The 19,699-nt window shown below is 36.2% G+C and carries 18 protein-coding genes; 17 read left to right on the top strand and 1 reads right to left on the bottom strand.

The genetic code is table 11. The features are described 5' to 3' along the window. Nucleotides 1–13: 13 nt before the first annotated feature. Genes IV87_RS05140 through IV87_RS05130 form a run of 3 tightly spaced genes read left to right on the top strand, consistent with a single transcriptional unit; the run spans nt 14 to nt 3,298 of the window. Nucleotides 14–1,165 (top strand): CDP-glycerol glycerophosphotransferase family protein, encoded by a 1,152-nt coding sequence (locus IV87_RS05140; protein ID WP_057806105.1) that lies wholly within the window; start codon nt 14–16, stop codon nt 1,163–1,165. Beyond that, complete coding sequence (locus IV87_RS05135) at nt 1,166–2,365, top strand: CDP-glycerol glycerophosphotransferase family protein (RefSeq protein WP_057806102.1); 1,200 nt, start codon at nt 1,166–1,168, stop codon at nt 2,363–2,365. It begins immediately after the preceding gene. A gap of 12 nt (nt 2,366–2,377) precedes the next feature. Continuing rightward, on the top strand, nt 2,378–3,298 hold the full coding sequence (locus tag IV87_RS05130; RefSeq protein WP_057806100.1) for a deoxyribonuclease IV: 921 nt from the start codon (nt 2,378–2,380) through the stop codon (nt 3,296–3,298). A 68-nt stretch (nt 3,299–3,366) separates the two neighbouring features. Here IV87_RS05130 and IV87_RS05125 read toward each other — a convergent pair whose 3' ends face one another. Further along, entirely contained in the window at nt 3,367–4,179 is an 813-nt protein-coding gene (locus tag IV87_RS05125) for a pyruvate, water dikinase regulatory protein (protein WP_057806099.1), read from the bottom strand. A 202-nt stretch (nt 4,180–4,381) separates the two neighbouring features. Between IV87_RS05125 and rpsU the strand changes: the two genes are divergently transcribed. From rpsU to clpB, 14 genes are all read left to right on the top strand, one after another. After that, a complete protein-coding gene (gene rpsU / locus IV87_RS05120; protein WP_002830340.1) occupies nt 4,382–4,567 on the top strand; it encodes a 30S ribosomal protein S21 in 186 nt (61 codons plus the stop codon). A 65-nt stretch (nt 4,568–4,632) separates the two neighbouring features. Then, complete coding sequence (locus IV87_RS05115) at nt 4,633–5,076, top strand: GatB/YqeY domain-containing protein (RefSeq protein WP_057806097.1); 444 nt, start codon at nt 4,633–4,635, stop codon at nt 5,074–5,076. Between the two features lie 58 nt (nt 5,077–5,134). After that, on the top strand, nt 5,135–6,103 hold the full coding sequence (locus tag IV87_RS05110) for a PhoH family protein (protein WP_057806095.1): 969 nt from the start codon (nt 5,135–5,137) through the stop codon (nt 6,101–6,103). A 20-nt stretch (nt 6,104–6,123) separates the two neighbouring features. Further along, nucleotides 6,124–6,600 (top strand): rRNA maturation RNase YbeY, encoded by a 477-nt coding sequence (gene ybeY / locus IV87_RS05105; RefSeq protein WP_057806092.1) that lies wholly within the window; start codon nt 6,124–6,126, stop codon nt 6,598–6,600. Further along, a complete protein-coding gene (locus tag IV87_RS05100) occupies nt 6,578–6,982 on the top strand; it encodes a diacylglycerol kinase family protein (protein WP_236698972.1) in 405 nt (134 codons plus the stop codon). The genes ybeY and IV87_RS05100 overlap by 23 nt, the downstream gene beginning before the upstream one ends. Before the next feature lie 15 nt (nt 6,983–6,997). Continuing rightward, on the top strand, nt 6,998–7,909 hold the full coding sequence (gene era, locus IV87_RS05095; RefSeq protein ID WP_057806090.1) for a GTPase Era: 912 nt from the start codon (nt 6,998–7,000) through the stop codon (nt 7,907–7,909). 14 nt (nt 7,910–7,923) lie between these two features. Then, nucleotides 7,924–8,682 (top strand): DNA repair protein RecO, encoded by a 759-nt coding sequence (recO, locus tag IV87_RS05090; protein ID WP_057806089.1) that lies wholly within the window; start codon nt 7,924–7,926, stop codon nt 8,680–8,682. Between the two features lie 269 nt (nt 8,683–8,951). Then, nucleotides 8,952–9,860 (top strand): glycine--tRNA ligase subunit alpha, encoded by a 909-nt coding sequence (gene glyQ, locus IV87_RS05085; RefSeq protein WP_057806087.1) that lies wholly within the window; start codon nt 8,952–8,954, stop codon nt 9,858–9,860. Next, the gene (gene glyS, locus IV87_RS05080) at nt 9,860–11,938 is read left to right on the top strand and encodes a glycine--tRNA ligase subunit beta (protein ID WP_057806085.1); all 2,079 of its coding nucleotides are present in this window, start codon (nt 9,860–9,862) and stop codon (nt 11,936–11,938) included. Before glyQ ends, glyS begins: the two co-directional genes overlap by 1 nt. A 420-nt stretch (nt 11,939–12,358) precedes the next feature. Beyond that, nucleotides 12,359–14,188, top strand: a complete 1,830-nt coding sequence (gene dnaG, locus IV87_RS05075; RefSeq protein ID WP_057806084.1) for a DNA primase — start codon at nt 12,359–12,361, stop codon at nt 14,186–14,188. Between the two features lie 23 nt (nt 14,189–14,211). Continuing rightward, nucleotides 14,212–15,402 carry an RNA polymerase sigma factor RpoD gene (rpoD, locus tag IV87_RS05070; protein ID WP_074693887.1) on the top strand — a complete coding sequence of 397 codons (1,191 nt, stop codon included), beginning with the start codon at nt 14,212–14,214 and terminating at the stop codon, nt 15,400–15,402. Between the two features lie 115 nt (nt 15,403–15,517). Then, nucleotides 15,518–16,225: a tRNA (adenine(22)-N(1))-methyltransferase gene (locus IV87_RS05065; protein WP_057806082.1), complete on the top strand. Its 708-nt coding sequence runs from the start codon at nt 15,518–15,520 to the stop codon at nt 16,223–16,225. Next, the gene (locus IV87_RS05060; protein ID WP_057806081.1) at nt 16,215–17,021 is read left to right on the top strand and encodes a Nif3-like dinuclear metal center hexameric protein; all 807 of its coding nucleotides are present in this window, start codon (nt 16,215–16,217) and stop codon (nt 17,019–17,021) included. Before IV87_RS05065 ends, IV87_RS05060 begins: the two co-directional genes overlap by 11 nt. 33 nt (nt 17,022–17,054) lie before the next feature. Beyond that, entirely contained in the window at nt 17,055–19,655 is a 2,601-nt protein-coding gene (gene clpB, locus IV87_RS05055; RefSeq protein ID WP_057806079.1) for an ATP-dependent chaperone ClpB, read from the top strand. The last annotated feature ends 44 nt before the right edge of the window (nt 19,656–19,699 follow it).

Genomic DNA, 19,699 nt, shown 5'->3' with positions numbered 1-19,699 from the left:
AGGAGCAATCGAAATGAAGACTATTTATATGTTTCTCGTTCGACTTTGGTCTTCGATATTTGCAGGGCAAAGAAAAACGCAAATAACCTATCTTATGAGTTTTGGTAATAATAATGAGTTTGTCATAAAATTAGCTCAGCGAGTTGCGCCTTTAAAACTCACGATCTTTTATCAAACTAAAATTGAAAAAGATGCAAAAGAGTTAAGCGAGTTAGAAAATGCTCAGCTGATAAAATTTGATAATGGTTTTTCACTATTTTTAAAGCTCATTCCCACGTTAATGCGCAGTAAATTGATTTTAATCGATAATTATTTTCCATTTATGGGTGCTATTGTGAAAACAAAACAGATGCGCGTGACTCAGCTTTGGCATGCAAACGGTGCAATTAAGGAATTTGGGTTTAGTGATCCTTCAACAAGTCAACGTAGTTTATCAGCTCAATCGCGCTTTCAGAAGGTGTATGATGCAACAGATGATATTGTCGTTGGTTCACAAAAGATGGCTAGTGTTTTTCGGATAAATTATCGACTTGATGGTCACCAGATGAGAACTTTAGGTTATCCAAGATCAGATAAATTTAAAAATAATGAATGGATGACTCAGGTAAGAACGCATTTTTTTAAAAGCTATCCCAAATTGAAGGATAAGCGTTTAATCTTGTATGCGCCAACATATCGAAAAGATGTTCAGTTCTCATTTGCACCAAATTTTGAGAACTTAAAGTTACCTCAAAATGCAGTTTTAATTTTAAGATTGCATCCACATTTACAAGATTTGGAAAAATACTGGGAACAAAAAGCGTCCTTCATCACTTCAATTGATCCGAAAATCTCAACAGATGAACTCCTTACTGTGGCGGATACACTTATTACAGACTACTCATCAATTTTGTTTGATTATACGTTGCTTGATAATGCACGTCATATTGGTTTATTTACTTTTGATCAAAATAAGTTCAAAAAAACAGTTGGCTTACAAAATGATTTTTCCGACGAGTTTCATGCAATTATTATTTCAACTGTGCCGCAGCTGTCTGATTTTTTAGTTAATCCAAAAGATCAAACAAATATCATTAAAGAAATTAATAATAACTGGAATGAATTTAATGATGGTAAGGCAACTGATCGGACGATAAACTTTTTAATGGAACGGAGTGAAATTTAAATGACTCATAAGTTTGGCCAATTCATTAAAATTTTTGTTCGCTATTTCTTGATTTTGATTAATGAATGCCTTATCCGTTTACCGATTAGATCCCATTTAATTATTTTTGAAAGTTTTAACGGTCGCGATATCAGTGATAATCCCGCAGCCATATATCATGAATTGGTTTTAACACATCCTGAATACACAACTTCCTTATTTTTTGGTGTGAAGGGAAGTCAATTTGCAAAAGTGAAAAAAGCCAATCCAGAGATTCAATTGCTTAAGCGTTGGTCAATAAAATGGATTTGGGTTGTGGCAAGGGCTGAGTACTGGGTTTTCAATTCTCGGATGCCATTATGGTGGCACAAAAACCGCGGTACCCAATATATACAGACCTGGCACGGAACACCACTTAAAAAATTAGGAATTGACATCGATAATGTAGAAATCCCGGGAACAACTACAGAAGAATATCACAAGAAGTTTATAAAAGAAGCGGCAAGATGGGATTATTTAATTGCTCCTAATGCTTATTCAGAAGAGATTTTTAAACGAGCATTTGGGTTTAAAAATAAGTTTATTCGTTCTGGGTACCCACGTAATGATGTTTTATATTCACAAAACAACTCACGCACCATTCATGATTTAAAACGCACTCTGCTGGGACGAGATGCCACGCAAGTAATTTTATATGCACCTACATGGCGAGATGATGATTTCATTTATAAAGGACGATATCGATTTAATTTGCCATTTGATTTAAAAACCTTTTTCTCAGTTGTTTCTCCAGACACGATTCTGATCATTAGACCCCATTATTTGGTTAAGGATCATATTGATATTCGCGGTTTTGAAAAACGCGTCAAAATTCTTGCTGATACCGATATCAATCAACTTTACCTAATTAGTGATTTACTTATAACGGATTACTCATCAGTGATGTTTGATTTTGCAAATCTACGACGACCAATGTTATTTTTCCCTTATGATTTGACTCATTATGCAACTGAATTACGTGGATTCTATTTTAATTATCTGGAAGAATGTCCTGGACCGATTGTAACTAAACAAACAGAATTCTATCAACAACTCAAAATCTTTGAGCAGGCAGGAGCTTTTTCAAATTTCGATAATCGATTTGATCGTTTTCAAGAAAAATTTACGAGTTGGGAAAATGGTACAGCAGCCAATCAAATTGTGAAACTCATTGCAAATTAGGAGGAGATAAACATGTTATTAGGTTCGCACGTAAGTATGAAAGCACCTAAAATGTTTTTAGGTTCCGTTGAGACCGCCATTTCGTATAAAGCTAATACTTTTATGATTTATACCGGGGCACCACAAAATACACGCCGAAAACCAATTGACGAGTTGCGAATTCCAGAAGGAAAACAGCTTATGGCTGAAAACTCACTTCATAATTTGATTATTCATGCACCTTATATTGTCAATTTAGGGAATACGTTGAAGCCAGAAAGCTTTCAATTTGGCATTAATTTCTTAAGGGATGAAATTAAACGTGCTGACGCTCTGGGTGCTAGTCAAATTGTCCTGCATCCAGGAGCACATGTGGGTGCCGGATCCGATGCTGCCATTGATCAAATTGTAAAGGGTTTAAATAAAATTTTATCCGCAGATCAACACGTCCAAATTGCCATCGAAACAATGGCCGGTAAGGGGACAGAAGTTGGTAAGAATTTTACTGAAATTGCTGCCATTATAAAAGGAATTCAATTACAGGACAAAATTTCCGTTTGTTTTGATACTTGTCACACTAACGATGCGGGCTATGATGTTCGCGATCACTTTGATGACGTCCTAAATGAATTTGATCAAAAAATTGGATTATCTTATTTAAAGGTTATCCATTTGAATGATTCTAAAAATCCGCGTGGAAGTCATAAAGATCGTCATGCTGATCTTGGACTAGGTACAATTGGATTTGAAGCACTTAATAAAATTGCTCACTATGATCAATTAAAAGATGTTCCGAAAATTATGGAAACCCCTTGGATTGCCGATCCTGAGAATATTAAGAAAAAATATGCACCTTACGGCTATGAAATTGCCATGTTAAATGCCCAGAAATTCAATCCTAGTTTAGTTTCTGATGTCCTTGAACAAAATGCCTTTGATGCTTTCCTAAAGTAAAATACAGTGACATAAAAAAAGCCTGAGAAAGTAAATTTTCTCAGACTTATTTTTGTTTTAGTCCATTTTTATTCTTTGCTTACGTCCACATCAAGACTTTCCATGATTAGAGTGGCTGTCTCTTCAATAGATTTGTTTGAGGTTTTAATCACTAAGCATCCCAAACGTTTGAAAATTTTATCGGCATAATCTAATTCTAATTTGATGCCTTCTGTATTTGAATAGGATGAATCTGGATTCAAACCATATGCAATCATTCGTTGTCGACGAATATCATTCAAAACTTCTGGTGTTGTCGTTAAACCAAAAATCTTTTTGGGATCTACTTTCCAAATTTCTTCTGGAATTGAAGCTTGCGGTACAAGCGGGAGATTAGCCACTTTAAAACCTTTATTAGCTAAGTATAGTGAAAGTGGAGTTTTTGAAGTTCTTGAGACACCAAGAAGAACAATATCCGCCTTTAAAAAACCAGTCGGATCTTTGCCATCGTCATAAGTAACAGCAAATTCCATGGCCGCAATTTTATCAAAGTAGCCCTCATCTAAGTTATGAACCGTGCCAGGTTTATTGGCAGCTTCTTGACCGGTTTGTTGTTTAAACAGAGAAATCGCAGGAGTTAAAACATCATAATACAGAATTTTTGCTTGTTCACATTGCTCTTTAGCAAATTTATTTAACTCTGGATTAACAAATGTTGAGAAGACCACTGCTTTTTGTCGTTGTGCACGTTTCAGGATACCATCTAATAAAGATGTTGTCTGTGTAAACGGATAACGATCAAATTCAAACTTTTCATTAGGAAATTGTGCAGAAGCGGCTTTGGCAACAGAATTCGCAGTTTCACCAACTGAATCAGAAATTATAAATACTTTTGTTGACATAATCAATCACCCTCATCCTTTTAGGTTAAGTCTACCATACGGAGACGTGAATGAAAACGGTTTTATGATTTTTCAAATGAATTTGAATAAACCTGAATTGTTTTGTTGACGTAAAAATCTATGTTATGTATAATAATAAAGAACAGCAGATTTAATTAGATAAGTTTGTCGTTACTTTAGAGCTCGGAGGGAGGGATTCAAAATGTCAAAAACAGTCGTTCGTAAAAACGAGTCACTTGATGACGCTCTTCGCCGCTTTAAACGTACAGTTTCTAAATCAGGTACATTACAAGAATATCGTAAACGGGAATTCTACGAAAAGCCAAGTGTTAAACGCAAGTTAAAATCAGAAGCTGCAAGAAAACGCAAGAACAAGAAACGCTTCTAATTTTTAATGCTCCTGAAAATCAGGAGCTTTTTTTGTATCAAAAACTTTGATAAGGGGATATACTGATGAGCCTAGTACAAATAATTACAGACGATATGAAAACGGCAATGAAAGCGCGAGATAAGGATACTTTGAGTGTGATTAGAATGCTTAAAGCTGCCTTAATGAATGAAAAAGTTAAAGTAAACCATGAACTGAGCGATGAAGAAGCACAAACAGTTATTGCACGTGAATATAAGCAACGTAAAGAATCTGTAGACGAATTCAAAAAGGGCAATCGTGATGATCTGGTAAAGGCAACCGAAGCTGAATTAAAGATAGTTGAAAAGTATATGCCACAACAATTAACTAAAGAAGAAATAGAAAAAATTGTTGCAGATACAATTACTTCAGTGGGAGCAACTGGTACATCTGATTTTGGTAAAGTAATGGGTGCCGTAATGCCTAAGGTAAAAGGTAAAGCAGATGGAAAGTTAGTTAATCAAGCTGTAAAGAGTCAGCTTAGTTAATAGATAAGAGTGGTTATGGAAAATAACCATCAAATTAATCAGAAGGAGCAAATGTTACTTGGCTGAACAAAAAACGATTGAAAAAGAATTTTTGTTATCAAACCCAAGCGAAGAAATGTCACTTCTTGGTAATCAAGATAAGTTTGTACAAATTCTTGAAGAAGGGATGAATGTTTCTATCCACCCATTTGGCGAGAAAATCACAATTTCTGGCGAAGCTGAAGCGACAAAACGAACGGTTAATGTGTTTCAAAACCTTTTGTCATTAGTTAAGCAAGGCATTCAACTGAACAGCGCAGACGTTGTCAGTGCGATGAAAATGGCGGATAAGGGAACTTTGAACTATTTTCAAGATATGTACAAGGAAACTTTAATTAAAGACAATAAAGGCAAGGCCGTTCGGGTTAAAAACTATGGTCAAAGACAGTATGTAGATTCTGTGAAACGGAACGATGTTACCTTTGGAATTGGTCCGGCTGGGACAGGTAAAACATACTTAGCTGTTGTTATGGCGGTTGCTGCCTTAAAACGAGGCGAAGTCGATAAATTAATTTTAACTCGACCAGCAGTTGAGGCTGGTGAGAGCCTTGGTTTTTTGCCTGGTGATCTTAAAGAAAAAGTTGATCCTTATCTACGTCCGGTCTATGACGCACTTTATCAAATTATTGGGGCCGAACACACCACTCGTTTAATGGACAGAGGCGTTATTGAAATTGCGCCTTTGGCATATATGCGTGGACGAACTCTAGACGATGCTTTTGTTATTCTTGATGAAGCTCAGAACACAACAAGTTCGCAAATGAAGATGTTTTTAACGCGATTAGGTTTTGGTTCTAAGATGATTGTTAATGGAGACGTTACACAAATTGACTTGCCCCATGGTGTTCGAAGTGGGTTAGTTGAAGCACAACGAATTTTACAAAAGGTTCGCCATATTGGTTTTGTTGGATTTGATTCCGAAGATGTTGTGCGTCATCCAGTTGTAGCACAAATTATTAATGCTTATGAAGGACATAAATCAAATTAAAAATGGAGTAGATTTAGATTATGGATATTCAAATTTATGATCATACAAAAGAAGAGCCCAAGACAAATCTTGAATTAGTTCAAAAAGTCCTAGAATTTGCTGGTGATTACCTTAAACTAGCAGCAAATACCGAAATGTCAGTCACATTAATGCATAATGATGAAATTCACGAAATTAATAAAACCTATCGACAGGTAGATCGGGCAACCGATGTGATCAGTTTTGCAATTGAAGACGATTCGGATGAAGATCCAATCATTTTGGATGATGAGTTAGCGGAAGAAATCACACCGAATATTGGTGATCTTATGATTTCCGTTGATAAAGTTAAGGAACAAGCTGAATATTTGGGACATTCCTATCAACGGGAATTAGGTTTCCTTTGTGTACATGGTTTTTTACATTTAAATGGTTACGATCATATGAAACCCGAAGACCAGAAGGTTATGTTCCCTCTTCAGAAAGAAATTTTAAATGCTTATGGCCTTAAAAGATAAAAAACAAACTGAAAAAAATCATACATTTAGTCAGTCTTTTGTGCATGCTTACAACGGATTAATTCGCGTTTTTCACGAAGAACGAAACATGCGAATTCATAGTGCTTTGGCAATCATTGTGATTGTGTTTGCTTGGATTTTACATTTAACAAATGAAGAATGGTACTGGATCATTGCTTGTATTGGATTGATGTTTGTGACGGAAACTTTGAACACCGTTGCTGAAAACTTAGTAGATTTAGTGACTGAAAAGACTTATAGTGAGTTAGGTAAACACATTAAGGACATGGCTGCTGGAGCAGTTTTGATTGCGGCTTTCTTTTCGGGAATTATTGGATTATGTATTTTTGTTCCCAAAATTTGGATGCTTTTAGTCCATTAGAATAGGAGAAATACTTTGGTAAGTTCAAACAAAAAGTTTCATTCAGGATTCGTGGCAATTGTTGGTCGCCCCAATGTGGGTAAATCAACGTTTATGAATTATGTTATTGGTCAAAAAATTGCCATTATGAGTAACGTACCACAAACAACACGTAATAAGATTCAGGGTATTTATACGACTGACAAAGAACAAATTATTTTCATCGATACACCAGGAATTCATAAAGCACATAATAAGCTTGGCGACTTTATGGTGCAGTCTTCATTATCAACACTAAATGAAGTGGATGCAGTCATGTTCATGATTAGTGCTAATGAAGAACGTGGTGCCGGTGATGATTTCATTATTGAACGCTTGAAACAGATAAAAAAGCCTGTTTACTTGATCATCAATAAAATTGATCTCATCAATCCCAATAAATTGCTTGAAATTATGGATAATTACAAGGATGCACTGAATTGGAAAGAAGTAATTCCAATTTCGGCTACTCAAGGTAATAATGTTTCAGAGTTGATTGATACGCTGGCAGCCGAATTGCCCGAGGGACCAAAGTACTATCCAGACGATCAAGTAACTGATCATCCAGAACGTTTTATTGTGGCCGAATTAATTCGGGAAAAGGTTTTGATGCTGACTAGACAGGAAGTTCCTCATTCTGTTGCAGTTGTTATTGAAAGTTTAAAACGACAAGATAAACGCAAAATTCATATTCAGGCAACTATCATTGTTGATCGACCAACACAAAAGGGAATCATTATTGGTCATGGTGGCCAAATGCTTAAAAAAATTGGTACTTTGGCACGTGAAGATATTGAACGTCTTTTGGGTGATAAAGTTTACCTTGAGCTTTGGGTAAAGGTTTCAGAAGGTTGGCGAGATAAACAATCACTCTTGCAGTCATATGGCTATCGAAAAGATAATTATTAATAAGGAAATTCTTAATGGCAGTACAAACTACAGCTCGATTTGAAGGAATTGTCATGTTTCGTAAAGATTATCGGGAACGTGACCAATTAGTAAAATTTTTCACGCGTGAATTTGGGAAAAAAATGTTCTATATCCGCGGAGCAAGAAAAAGAGGGTTTAAATTGGCAGCCGCTATTCTTCCCTTTACCAGAGGAACTTATGTGGGCTTAATTAGAGAAAATGGCCTTTGCTATTTAAATGCAGAAAAAAAATTAATTCAATTTGAACAAATTAATCAAGATATTGAGCGCAATGCGTATATTACCTATATTTTGAATTTAATTGATTCAGCTTTTGCTGATAATCAGTCAATTCCTGTGTGGTTTGATATGGCAGCAAACGCCTTAACGATGATTAATGAAGGATTTGATCCTGAAATTATTAGTCATATTTTCGAGCTTCAATTGTTGCCGGTTTTTGGGGTTCAGCAAGAATGGCAGCAATGCGTTATTTGTCAGCGAAACGATCTGCCACTAGATTATTCTGAATCTTCTGGAGGTATGCTCTGCCAAAATCATTGGCATCTTGACCCGCAACGTTCACATCTTGATCGCAGAACTATCTTTTATTTACAGAGATTAAGTTCTATTCAACTTCAAAAAATTCGATCAATTAAAGTTCGAAACGAAACCAAGATAAGGTTAAAAACTTTAATTGACACAATTTATCAAGACGAGGTTGGTTTGAACCTAAAGAGTAAACATTTTATTGATACGATGGATTCTTGGAATTAAGGCGTTCAAAGATTGACTTTAATCTAAAATTATCCTAGTATAGAGAAGAATTTAATACTGAACAATGATGAAAAGAATTTTTTAAATGAACTTGCAGAGAGCTTAGGATGGTGAAACTAAGTAGTGTGTTTAAAAAATTGGCGTTTCGGAGTTCGCAAATTAAGCTGCTGACTTTTGTCAGAAGTAGGGTGGAACCGCGAATAAATCGTCCCTACGTAGATTATTTCTGCGTAGGTTTTTTTGTGTTCAAAATAAAAAGGAGACACATAATGGTAAATAAATTAGCTGTTCAAGATATTATTCTGACTCTACAACATTATTGGTCGGATCAAGGCTGTATGTTAATGGAGGCGTATGATACTGAAAAAGGAGCAGGAACCATGAGCCCTTATACATTCTTAAGAGCTATCGGGCCAGAACCTTGGAACGCAGCATATGTAGAGCCTTCTCGACGTCCTGCAGATGGTCGTTATGGTGAAAATCCTAATCGTCTTTATCAACATCACCAATTTCAGGTAATTATGAAACCATCACCTGAAAACATTCAAGAACTCTATTTAGGCAGTTTAAAAGCTTTAGGTATTGAACCCCTTGAACATGACATTCGCTTTGTTGAGGACAACTGGGAAAATCCTTCAATGGGGTGTGCCGGTGTTGGTTGGGAAGTCTGGCTTGATGGTATGGAAGTCACACAATTTACTTATTTTCAACAAGTTGGTGGGTTGGAAGTTTCACCTGTAACTAGCGAAGTAACTTATGGATTGGAACGCTTGGCTTCATACATTCAAAATGTGGACTCTGTTTTTGATCTGGAATGGGGTCATGGTGTAAAATACGGTGAAATTTTCAAAGAGCCTGAGTACGAACACTCAAAATACTCTTTTGAAGAAAGTAATCAAGAAATGTTATTACAATTATTTGATGATTATGAACGTGAAGCCAAGGCACAAATTAAAAATGGTTTGGTGCATCCTGCCTATGATTACATTTTAAAGTGTAGTCATACATTTAATTTATTGGATGCTCGTGGAGCGGTTTCTGTTACAGAACGTGCAGGTTACTTATCTCGAATTCGTAACATGGCAAAATCAGTTGCTAAGGCTTTTGTTCAGGAACGTGAAGCACTTGGTTTTCCACTTTTAAAGAATTCAGATCATCAAAAGGAGGCCCAAAAATAATGGCACATTCTTATTTACTCGAAATTGGCTTGGAAGAAATTCCCGCTCATGTAGTAACACCAAGTATTGAACAATTGAAAAAACGGGTGACCGACTTCTTAAACGAAGAAAGAATTGAATTTACGGCTATTAAACCTTTCTCTACACCACGACGTTTGACTATTTTGATTACTGGATTAGCAGATCGGCAAGCAGATGAGGAACAAGAAGTTAAGGGACCTGCCAAAAAAATTGCATTGGATAAAGAGGGCAATTGGTCAAAAGCTGCAATTGGTTTTACCAGAGGTCAAGGTGTAACCACTGATGACATTACCTTTAAAGAACTCAAGGGTACGGAGTATGTTTATGTCACTAAAAAAACAGTGGGTCAGTCTGTTACAGATGTTTTACCAAAAATAAAAAATGTTGTTGAAAAAATGACTTTTCCAACGATGATGAAATGGGCTACTTATAGTTTTAAATATATTCGTCCCATTCGCTGGATTGTCTCTCTTTTAGATGATCAAGTAATTCCTTTTTCTATTTTGGATGTAACGGCAAGCAACATTTCTCAAGGTCACCGTTTTCTTGGTAAACCCGTCACAATTAATAATGCCCAAGATTACGAAAAACAACTGAAATCCGTGTTTGTTCTTGCGGATGCAACGAAACGTAAACAACTTATCAAAGATCAGATCAATAAAATTGCCGCTGATCAAAATTGGAATATCGAAGTTGATGCTGACTTGCTTGAAGAAGTTAATAATTTGGTTGAATGGCCAACTGCCTTTTCAGGTCATTTTGATGAAAAATATCTTGAAATTCCTGAAGAAGTTTTAATAACTTCTATGCGCGACCATCAACGCTTCTTTTATGCACGAAATAAAGCGGGCCAACTTTTACCTAATTTTATTTCAGTACGTAACGGTAACAAAGACCATTTAGAAAATGTTATTCGTGGGAACGAAAAAGTTTTAACTGCCCGATTAGAAGATGCCGCCTTCTTCTATCATGAAGATCAAAAACATAGTATTGATTACTATGTTGAAAAACTTAAGAAAGTTAGTTTTCACGATAAAATTGGCTCAATGTATGAAAAAATGCAGCGAGTTCAAATTATTGCCCAAGAACTTGGCAAGTATGTTGGTTTAACTGAACAAGAGCTTGCTGATGTCAAACGAGCTAGTGAAATTTATAAGTTTGATCTTGTCACAGGTATGGTTGGCGAATTTCCTGAACTTCAAGGGGTAATGGGTGAAAAATATGCCTTGCTTGAAAATGAGCATCCCGCAGTAGCTACTGCTATTCGGGAACATTATATGCCGGTTAGTGCAGATGGTGCATTACCAGCAACTAAAGTGGGGGCTGTTTTAGCAATTGCCGATAAATTTGACGATATTGGTAGCTTTTTTGCCGTTGATTTAATCCCAACCGGTTCAAACGATCCATATGCTTTACGCCGACAGGCTTTAGGAATTGTTCGAATTACGCGCGATCAAAATTGGCATTTTCCAATGCAAAGTTTGCAAAAACAGTTTTTACAAGATTTGCATGATCAAAAGGCAACCTTCGATCTAGACTTTACTCATCATGCTACTGATGTTCGTGATTTTATGAAGGATCGTGTACGCCAGTGGTTTTCAAATAAAAACGCACGTTATGACATCGTGGAAGCTGTTACTAAAGGTTCCAATTCCGATATTTTAAACATGCTAGACGCGGCTAAAGTTCTAGAAACACACAAGAATGATACAGACTTTAAAGAGAATATTGAAGCTTTAACTCGTGTTTTACGAATTTCGGATAAAGCTGACCTTTCAAGTCAGAATTTAATCGTTGATCCTTCATTATTTGAAAATGAATCTGAAAAACAATTGTTTGATGCCGTTGAAACAGTCCGCAAAATGGCTAGTGATCGTACCTTAAACGAGAATTTTCAAGCTTTACAATCACTCCGTCCTTTGATTGAAGCATATTTTGATCAAACGATGATTATGGTTGATGACAAAGCAGTTCGCGAGAATCGTTTGAAACAACTCACAATTTTGGCAAGATTAATTTTCTCTATCGGTAATTTAAATGAATTGATTGTTAAATAGTTATAGCTTCTATCTAAAGGTTGAAAGTACAAAAATCACTTCAATAACTGGTGTTAAACGACTTGACCACCGAAAAATAGTTTGGCTGCCGTCCTACGACTCACCTGGTCTGGAAAACGGCATTTAAATCTAATTTTGTTATCATAAACACTTTTGTATCAGGTAATGAGATGCGTTTTTGAGCTTTCAACCTTTAGTCTCTATGAATAATCTTCGTCTACAGGTATGTTTATTAGTGTAAATGAAGATTATTTTTATTATTAGTTACGTCATTAGTGTGCCTAATTATTTTAGTCTAGTGATTGTAATTAATAGCAATGAACTAAATCGTTTTAATTGCTTTTTATGTGCCAGGGCGGTATTATTTGATATGTGTCGATATCGTGGCTTAGTGTATACTTGGGAGGAGGAAATCGTTTTTTGGCTAAGGCAATTCCAGAAGATCTTATTGATCAAATTCGAACCTCTGTTAACATTGTTGATGTGATTGGTCAGTACGTTCAACTAAAGAAGCAAGGAAAGAACTTTTTTGGCCTTTGTCCGTTTCACGAAGAAAAAACGGCATCATTTTCGGTTTCTGAATCAAAGCAAATTTTTCATTGTTTTAGTTGTGGACGAGGTGGCAATGTTTTTAAATTCTTGATGGAACTTAACCACATTGAATTTCCAGCAGCAGTTAAACAAATTGCAGATTTTGCGAGCATCAAAATTCCAACTGAATATTCAGAAACTAATTCTGGCGCGACTCAAAATAGTGAACAAGGTCAACTAATTAAGCTTTATGATCAAGCAGCAAAACTTTATACACACGTTTTATTAAATACAGAAATGGGACAACAAGCCTTAGATTACTTACATGGACGTGGATTAACCGATGAAATTATTACAAAATTTCAGCTGGGCTTTGCTCCAGGTGAACAATTACTAAAAGAATTTTTTGATGAAAAAAAGTTAGATTATCAATTATTACGTCAATCAGGTTTGTTTATAGAGGATCAACAGGGCAATTTACGGGATCGTTTTAGGGGTCGTGTAATGTATGCAATCAAGAATCCTCAAGGTCATGTAATTGCGTTTTCTGGTCGAATTTTAAATAAAGCTGATTCACAAGCAAAATATATTAATAGTCCTGAAACTAAAATTTTTAGTAAAGGCGACGTTCTGTATAACTTTGATATTGCCAGATCTGCTATCCGTAAAGAAAAGCGTGCAATCTTATTTGAAGGATTTATGGATGTTATTGCTGCATATCAATCAGGAGTTGTCAATGGAATTGCTTCCATGGGAACTAGTTTTACTAATGATCAAATTTATTTACTGCAACGAACAACAACACAACTAGATATATGTTACGACGGCGATGATCCTGGACAGGCTGCAATCAATCGTGCTTTAGAGGCTTTTGGTCAAAATAGTCGATTGAAATTAAGCGTAATTGAGATTCCTGACAAATTGGATCCAGATGAGTATGTCCGTCAACATGGATTTGAACAATTTAAAGAGATTGTTCAGTCAGCACGCCTAACACCAACTGCATTTAAATTAGTTTATTTGAAACGAGATTTTAATTTAAATAATGAGGCGGACCAAGTAACTTATATCGAACGAGCTCTAAATGAAATTAGTCATCTTGGCTCTACAGTCGAACAAGACTTATATTTGAATCAATTGTCAAAAGATTTTGGTGTACAAACACAGGATTTAGCCCAACAACTGCGACAAATTCGTTCACAGCAAAGTATTACTAATCATCAGCAACAGGCCACACAAAATCCACCACAAACAATTAGTCGAGAATATCACCGACAACAAGTAAAGCTTGGAAAAGTGGAAATTGCTGAAGAACGATTATTAAATTATTTACTTTATGATCATAATGTTTGGCTAAAGCTTACCGGGCTACCAGATTTTCATTTTGTGCATGAGAAATATCAAACAATTTATATGTTAGCATCTGGATATTTTGAAAATCATGATTCTTACGATTCAGCCGCCTTTATGGACTTTGTACATGATAATGAACTCCAAAATGTCATTGCAGAACTGGATTTGCAAGATTTAGATGATGAGAATATTGATCAAGCTGTTAATGATTATGTAAAAGTGATTATGGCAGAAGCCCCGCTTAGCCAACAAATTGCTTCTAAGACAAAATCGTTGAATGAAGCTAAAAAAATGGGTAATACCGAATTACAGCAAAAGTTAGCAATAGAACTAATTGATTTGTATCGTCAACGCCAAGGTGCTTAACACGTTCATGGGAGGATTTAACTATGGCAAAAAAAACTACAAGTAAAACAACAACTACAAAAAAAGCAACTAGAAAAGCAACAACCAAAAAGGCAGTATCAGCAAAAAGTCCAGATAATGTGTTTAATACTAAGGCTTACAAAAAAGAAGTCAACGCACTAATTAAAGCAAATAAGACCGGCAAACAACTTAAATATGATGAACTTTCGGATAAGATTGCAATTCCTTTTAAATTGGATGTTCGTCAAATTGACGATCTCATTCAAAAGGTTGAAGATGCTGGAATTAGTGTTGTGGACGAAAATGGTGATCCAAGTACTCGTGCTTTAAAAGCCCAAAAAATTAGCAAAAAAGAATTAGATGATACCAAGGCACCTGCAGGCGTTAAAATTAACGATCCTGTCCGCATGTACTTAAAAGAGATTGGTCGGGTACCGTTGTTAACTGCTAAACAAGAAGTTGAACTTGCTTTAAGAATCGAAAAAGGTGAAGAAAGTGCTAAGCAAGAACTAGCAGAGGCCAACTTACGACTCGTTGTTTCGATTGCTAAGCGTTATGTCGGTCGTGGCATGCAATTTCTTGATCTGATTCAAGAAGGAAACATGGGACTTATGAAAGCCGTTGAGAAATTTGATTACCGAAAGGGATTCAAATTTTCAACCTATGCAACTTGGTGGATTCGGCAAGCAATTACCCGTGCGATTGCTGACCAAGCACGAACTATTCGAATTCCTGTCCATATGGTTGAAACCATTAATAAATTGATTCGTATTCAACGACAATTGCTTCAAGACCTTGGCCGTGAACCAACGCCTGAAGAAATTGGTGCTGAAATGGATATGCCAACTGAAAAAGTCCGTGAGATCCTTAAAATTGCTCAAGAGCCAGTCTCCTTGGAAACTCCAATCGGTGAAGAAGATGACTCTCACTTGGGTGATTTCATTGAAGATCAGGATGCAACAAGTCCTGCTGATCATGCTGCCTACGAATTACTGAAGGAACAATTAGAAGGTGTTCTTGACACGTTAACAGACCGAGAAGAAAATGTGCTGCGTCTTCGCTTTGGCCTAGATGACGGGCGTACACGCACTTTGGAAGAGGTTGGTAAAGTCTTCGGAGTGACCCGTGAACGGATTCGTCAAATTGAAGCCAAGGCATTAAGAAAGTTACGTCATCCTTCAAGATCCAAACAACTAAAAGATTTCTTAGAATAGCGCATTTAAATTATAGAATCTAAAGTAAAGTTACGCATTTTACTTTAGATTCTATTTTTTTAGCGCAATATCTACTCGTGATATAATAAATTTAAAAAGAGAAAAGAGTTTTTTTATGAATGCAGATAAATTGTCTACACGACTTCAAACAGTTGCAAACTTTGTTGATCCGGGAGCACGAATTGCTGATATTGGTTCTGATCACGCGTACTTACCGGTACATTTAGCAAAAAAAGATTTAATTGAATTTGCAATTGCGGGAGAAGTTGTCAAAGGTCCCCATGAAAATGCCACTACTGAAATCAGCGAACAAGGACTTCGAAATTTAATTGATTCGCGCCTTGGCGACGGACTGGCCGTTATCAGACCAGACGACCATATTGATACCGTTGTGATTGCTGGGATGGGTGGTACATTAATTGCCCAAATTCTGGAAACAGGTAAACAAAAACTTGATAATGTGACAACATTGATTTTACAACCGAACGTTGGTGAAAATCGTGTACGTAACTGGTTAATGACTAATCACTATATCATTACCGAGGAACAAATCTTAAAAGAAGATCATCATATTTATGAAATTATTGTAGCTAAAAAAACGAATAAAACTTTTTCTTATTCAAAGAAACAACTTCTCTTTGGACCAGAACTTTTAAACAAATTACCCAACCCCATTTTTAAGGAAAAATGGGAGGCTGAGTTAGCCCGCGAACGGATCGCCATTCATCAAATGGAACAGGCTAAGCAGATTCCTCAAGAACGTATAAATAAACTGAACTTGAAAACTAGTTTGATTAAAGAGGTATTACACATTGAAGATTAGAAACTTTGTTAACAAATTAGAAAAATTTGCGCCTAAAAAATTAGCTGAACCAGGAGATCCGGTTGGTCTTCAAATTGGTAATTTAGACGCTGAGTTTACTAAAATACTTGTGACTTTGGATGTCCGACCAGAGGTGGTTGCCGAAGCTATTGCCAATCACTGTGAACTAATCATTGCGCATCATCCTGTAATGTTTCATTCGGCACATAATCTAGATCTAGCAAATCCACAAAATCAAATGTATGCACAAATTATTAAACATAATATTACGGTCTATGCGGCTCATTCAAACCTTGATGCTGCTGATAATGGTATGAATGATTGGCTAGCTGATAAAATTGGGCTCCTTGATACCCAACGTCTATTAAATGGTTACATTGATGAAAATGGCCACCAGTACGGTATGGGTCGAATTGGAAACTTAGCCACAAAAATCTCTGTTTTAAACTTTGCAAAAGAAATTAAATCTATTTTTAAATTACAAGGTTTGCGACTTGTTTCTTCGAATCCCGAAAAATTAATTTCACGGGTTGCTGTTCTTGGTGGTGATGGTGGTAAATTTTATCCGCAGGCTCTGAGCAAAGGTGCGGAAATTTTTGTAACTGGTGATGTATACTATCACACAGGTCATGATATGTTAGCCAATGGTTTAAACGTTGTTGACCCAGGACATAATATTGAAAAAATTTGTATTCCAAAATTGACAGCCTTATTTCGTACGTGGGATATCGTGCAAACTAATCATATTGAAATTGTGGAATCGAAAGTAAACACAAATCCATTTACTTTTATATAACCTAAAGCTGTTAGTAAAAAGGAGGAATTTTGTTTGAATCCAGATAATCTTACAAATGCAGTTCAAGAAGCTCTTGCTGAAGCTCAAAAGGTTGCAATTAATCGTAAACATCAAGTAATTGGTATTCCCGAATTATTTAAGTTTCTTGCACAACCGGACCAAATGGCGGGGACACTACTCGGAGAACAAGGATTAGCTAATCAGGATTTACAAGCAGAAATTGACCGTGAACTTGATGAGGTTTCAGTAGTTGAGGGAGATAACATTCAGTACGGACAAACCTTAAGCAATAATTTGTTCAAACTTTTTCAGAAAGCTGAACAATTAAGTAAACAGCTTGGTGACGAATATATTGCCTCAGAAATCGTGGTACAAGCGTTACTTCAAATAGATGATCCGCTTACCACATTTATCAAGAAAAATGGCGTCACATCAGCAGAATTATCCAAACAAATTAAAAAAATGAGGGGAGGAGAGCACGTGACTTCTAAAGATCAAGAAACACAATATAAAGCATTGGAAAAATATGGCGTTGATATGGTGAAATTAGTTCATGCTGGGCATCAGGATCCAATTATTGGTCGTGATGAGGAAATCATGGACGTTATTCGTATTTTGTCTCGAAAAACTAAAAATAATCCCGTTTTAATAGGTGAACCTGGTGTCGGAAAAACAGCTATTGTTGAGGGACTGGCACAGCGTATTGCACGTAAAGATGTTCCAGATAATTTAAAGGATAAAACTATTTTTTCACTAGATATGGGATCACTTATTGCTGGAGCAAAGTATCGGGGTGAATTTGAAGAGCGTTTAAAAGCCGTTTTAAAGGCAGTGAAGAAATCTGACGGCAAGATTATTTTGTTTATTGACGAAATTCATAATATCGTTGGTGCTGGTAAAACGGAAGGTAGCATGGATGCAGGAAATCTGTTAAAACCAATGCTAGCAAGAGGAGAACTACATCTGATCGGTGCAACTACGTTAGATGAATATCGTGAATATATGGAAAAGGACAAGGCTCTAGAACGGCGTTTCCAACGTGTTTTAGTCAATGAACCATCCATTGAAGACACCATCAGTATTTTGCGAGGGTTAAAAGAAAGCTTTGAAATTCATCATGGTGTAAAAATACATGATAATGCGATCGTGGCAGCAGCCAATTTATCCAATCGCTATATTACAGACCGTTATTTACCTGATAAAGCCATTGATCTTATTGATGAGGCGTCGGCAACAATTCGTGTTGAAATGAACTCAAGTCCTACTGAGCTTGATCAAACCAATCGACAACTGATGAGGATGGAAGTCGAAGAAACGGCTCTTAAGAATGAAACCGATGCGGCTTCAAAAAAACGATTAACTGAATTAAAATCCGAATTAGCTAATACGAGAGAAAAGAAAAATAGTCTTCAAAAACAGTGGGAATCAGAAAAAAAGGCTATTCAAACTGTTAACAAAAAGCGAACAGAGCTTGATGATGCAAAACATAAATTAGAAGAAGCTGAAAATAATTATGATTTAGAACAAGCAGCAAAACTTCAACATGGTGTTATTCCAAAATTGCAGGGCGAACTAACAGCTTTGCAGACCCAAGAGCAAAAAGATTCTGATCACTGGCTGGTTGAACAGTCTGTGACTGAAAACGAAATTGCTAATGTAGTTAGCAAAATGACTGGAATTCCTGTAAATAAATTGGTTAAAGGTGAACGTGAAAAACTATTGCATTTGGCCGATAGCCTGCATGAACGTGTAATTGGTCAAAATGAAGCTGTTGATGCCGTTGCAGACGCAGTTTTGCGGTCTAGAGCTGGCTTGCAGGATCCTAATCGTCCCTTAGGCTCATTCATGTTTTTAGGACCAACAGGTGTCGGAAAAACAGAATTAGCTAAGGCACTTGCAGAGAACCTTTTCGATTCAGAACAGCATATGGTTCGAATTGATATGTCTGAATATATGGAAAAGGAATCCGTTTCACGTTTAGTTGGTGCTGCACCAGGCTATATTGGTTATGAAGAAGGTGGCCAATTAACTGAGGCTGTCCGTCGAAATCCCTATACAATTGTTCTTTTTGATGAAATTGAAAAGGCACATCCGGACGTATTTAATATCTTATTACAGGTTTTAGACGATGGTCGTTTGACTGATGGACAAGGGCGGACTGTAGATTTTAAAAATACCATTTTAATCATGACTTCAAATCTTGGTTCTGATATTCTTCTCCACGGAGTTGATGAAAAGGGTGAAATTTCAGATTCAGCTAAACAAGCTGTGCGGCAACTTACCCAAACTAAATTCAAACCAGAGTTTTTGAATCGAATTGATGACATAATTATGTTTGCACCACTGAATTTAAAGGATATTGAAAAAATTGTTGGCAAGTTAGTTGATCAATTGTCGACTAGATTAGCCGATCAAGACATTCAACTTCAAATTTCATCATCCGCTAAAGAATGGATTGCCAAACAAGGATATGATTCTGCTTATGGTGCACGACCTCTTCGTCGGTATATTTCAACAGAGATAGAAACACCGTTAGCTAAAGAAATCATCTCTCAGCGTATTAAACCTCATACAAGTGTTAGCATTGAACTTGTTTCAAATCATTTGGTTTTCGAAAATAATTCATTGAAATAAAAAAGAAAAAAACAAAGATGAAAAATCATCTTTGCTTTTTTTAA

Origin of the sequence: Pediococcus ethanolidurans (genome assembly GCF_001437405.1) — a bacterium.
Classification (GTDB): Bacteria; Bacillota; Bacilli; order Lactobacillales; family Lactobacillaceae; genus Pediococcus; species Pediococcus ethanolidurans.
The sequence above is the reverse complement of the archived record's forward strand: the minus strand, read 5'-3'. Positions and strand labels throughout refer to the sequence as shown.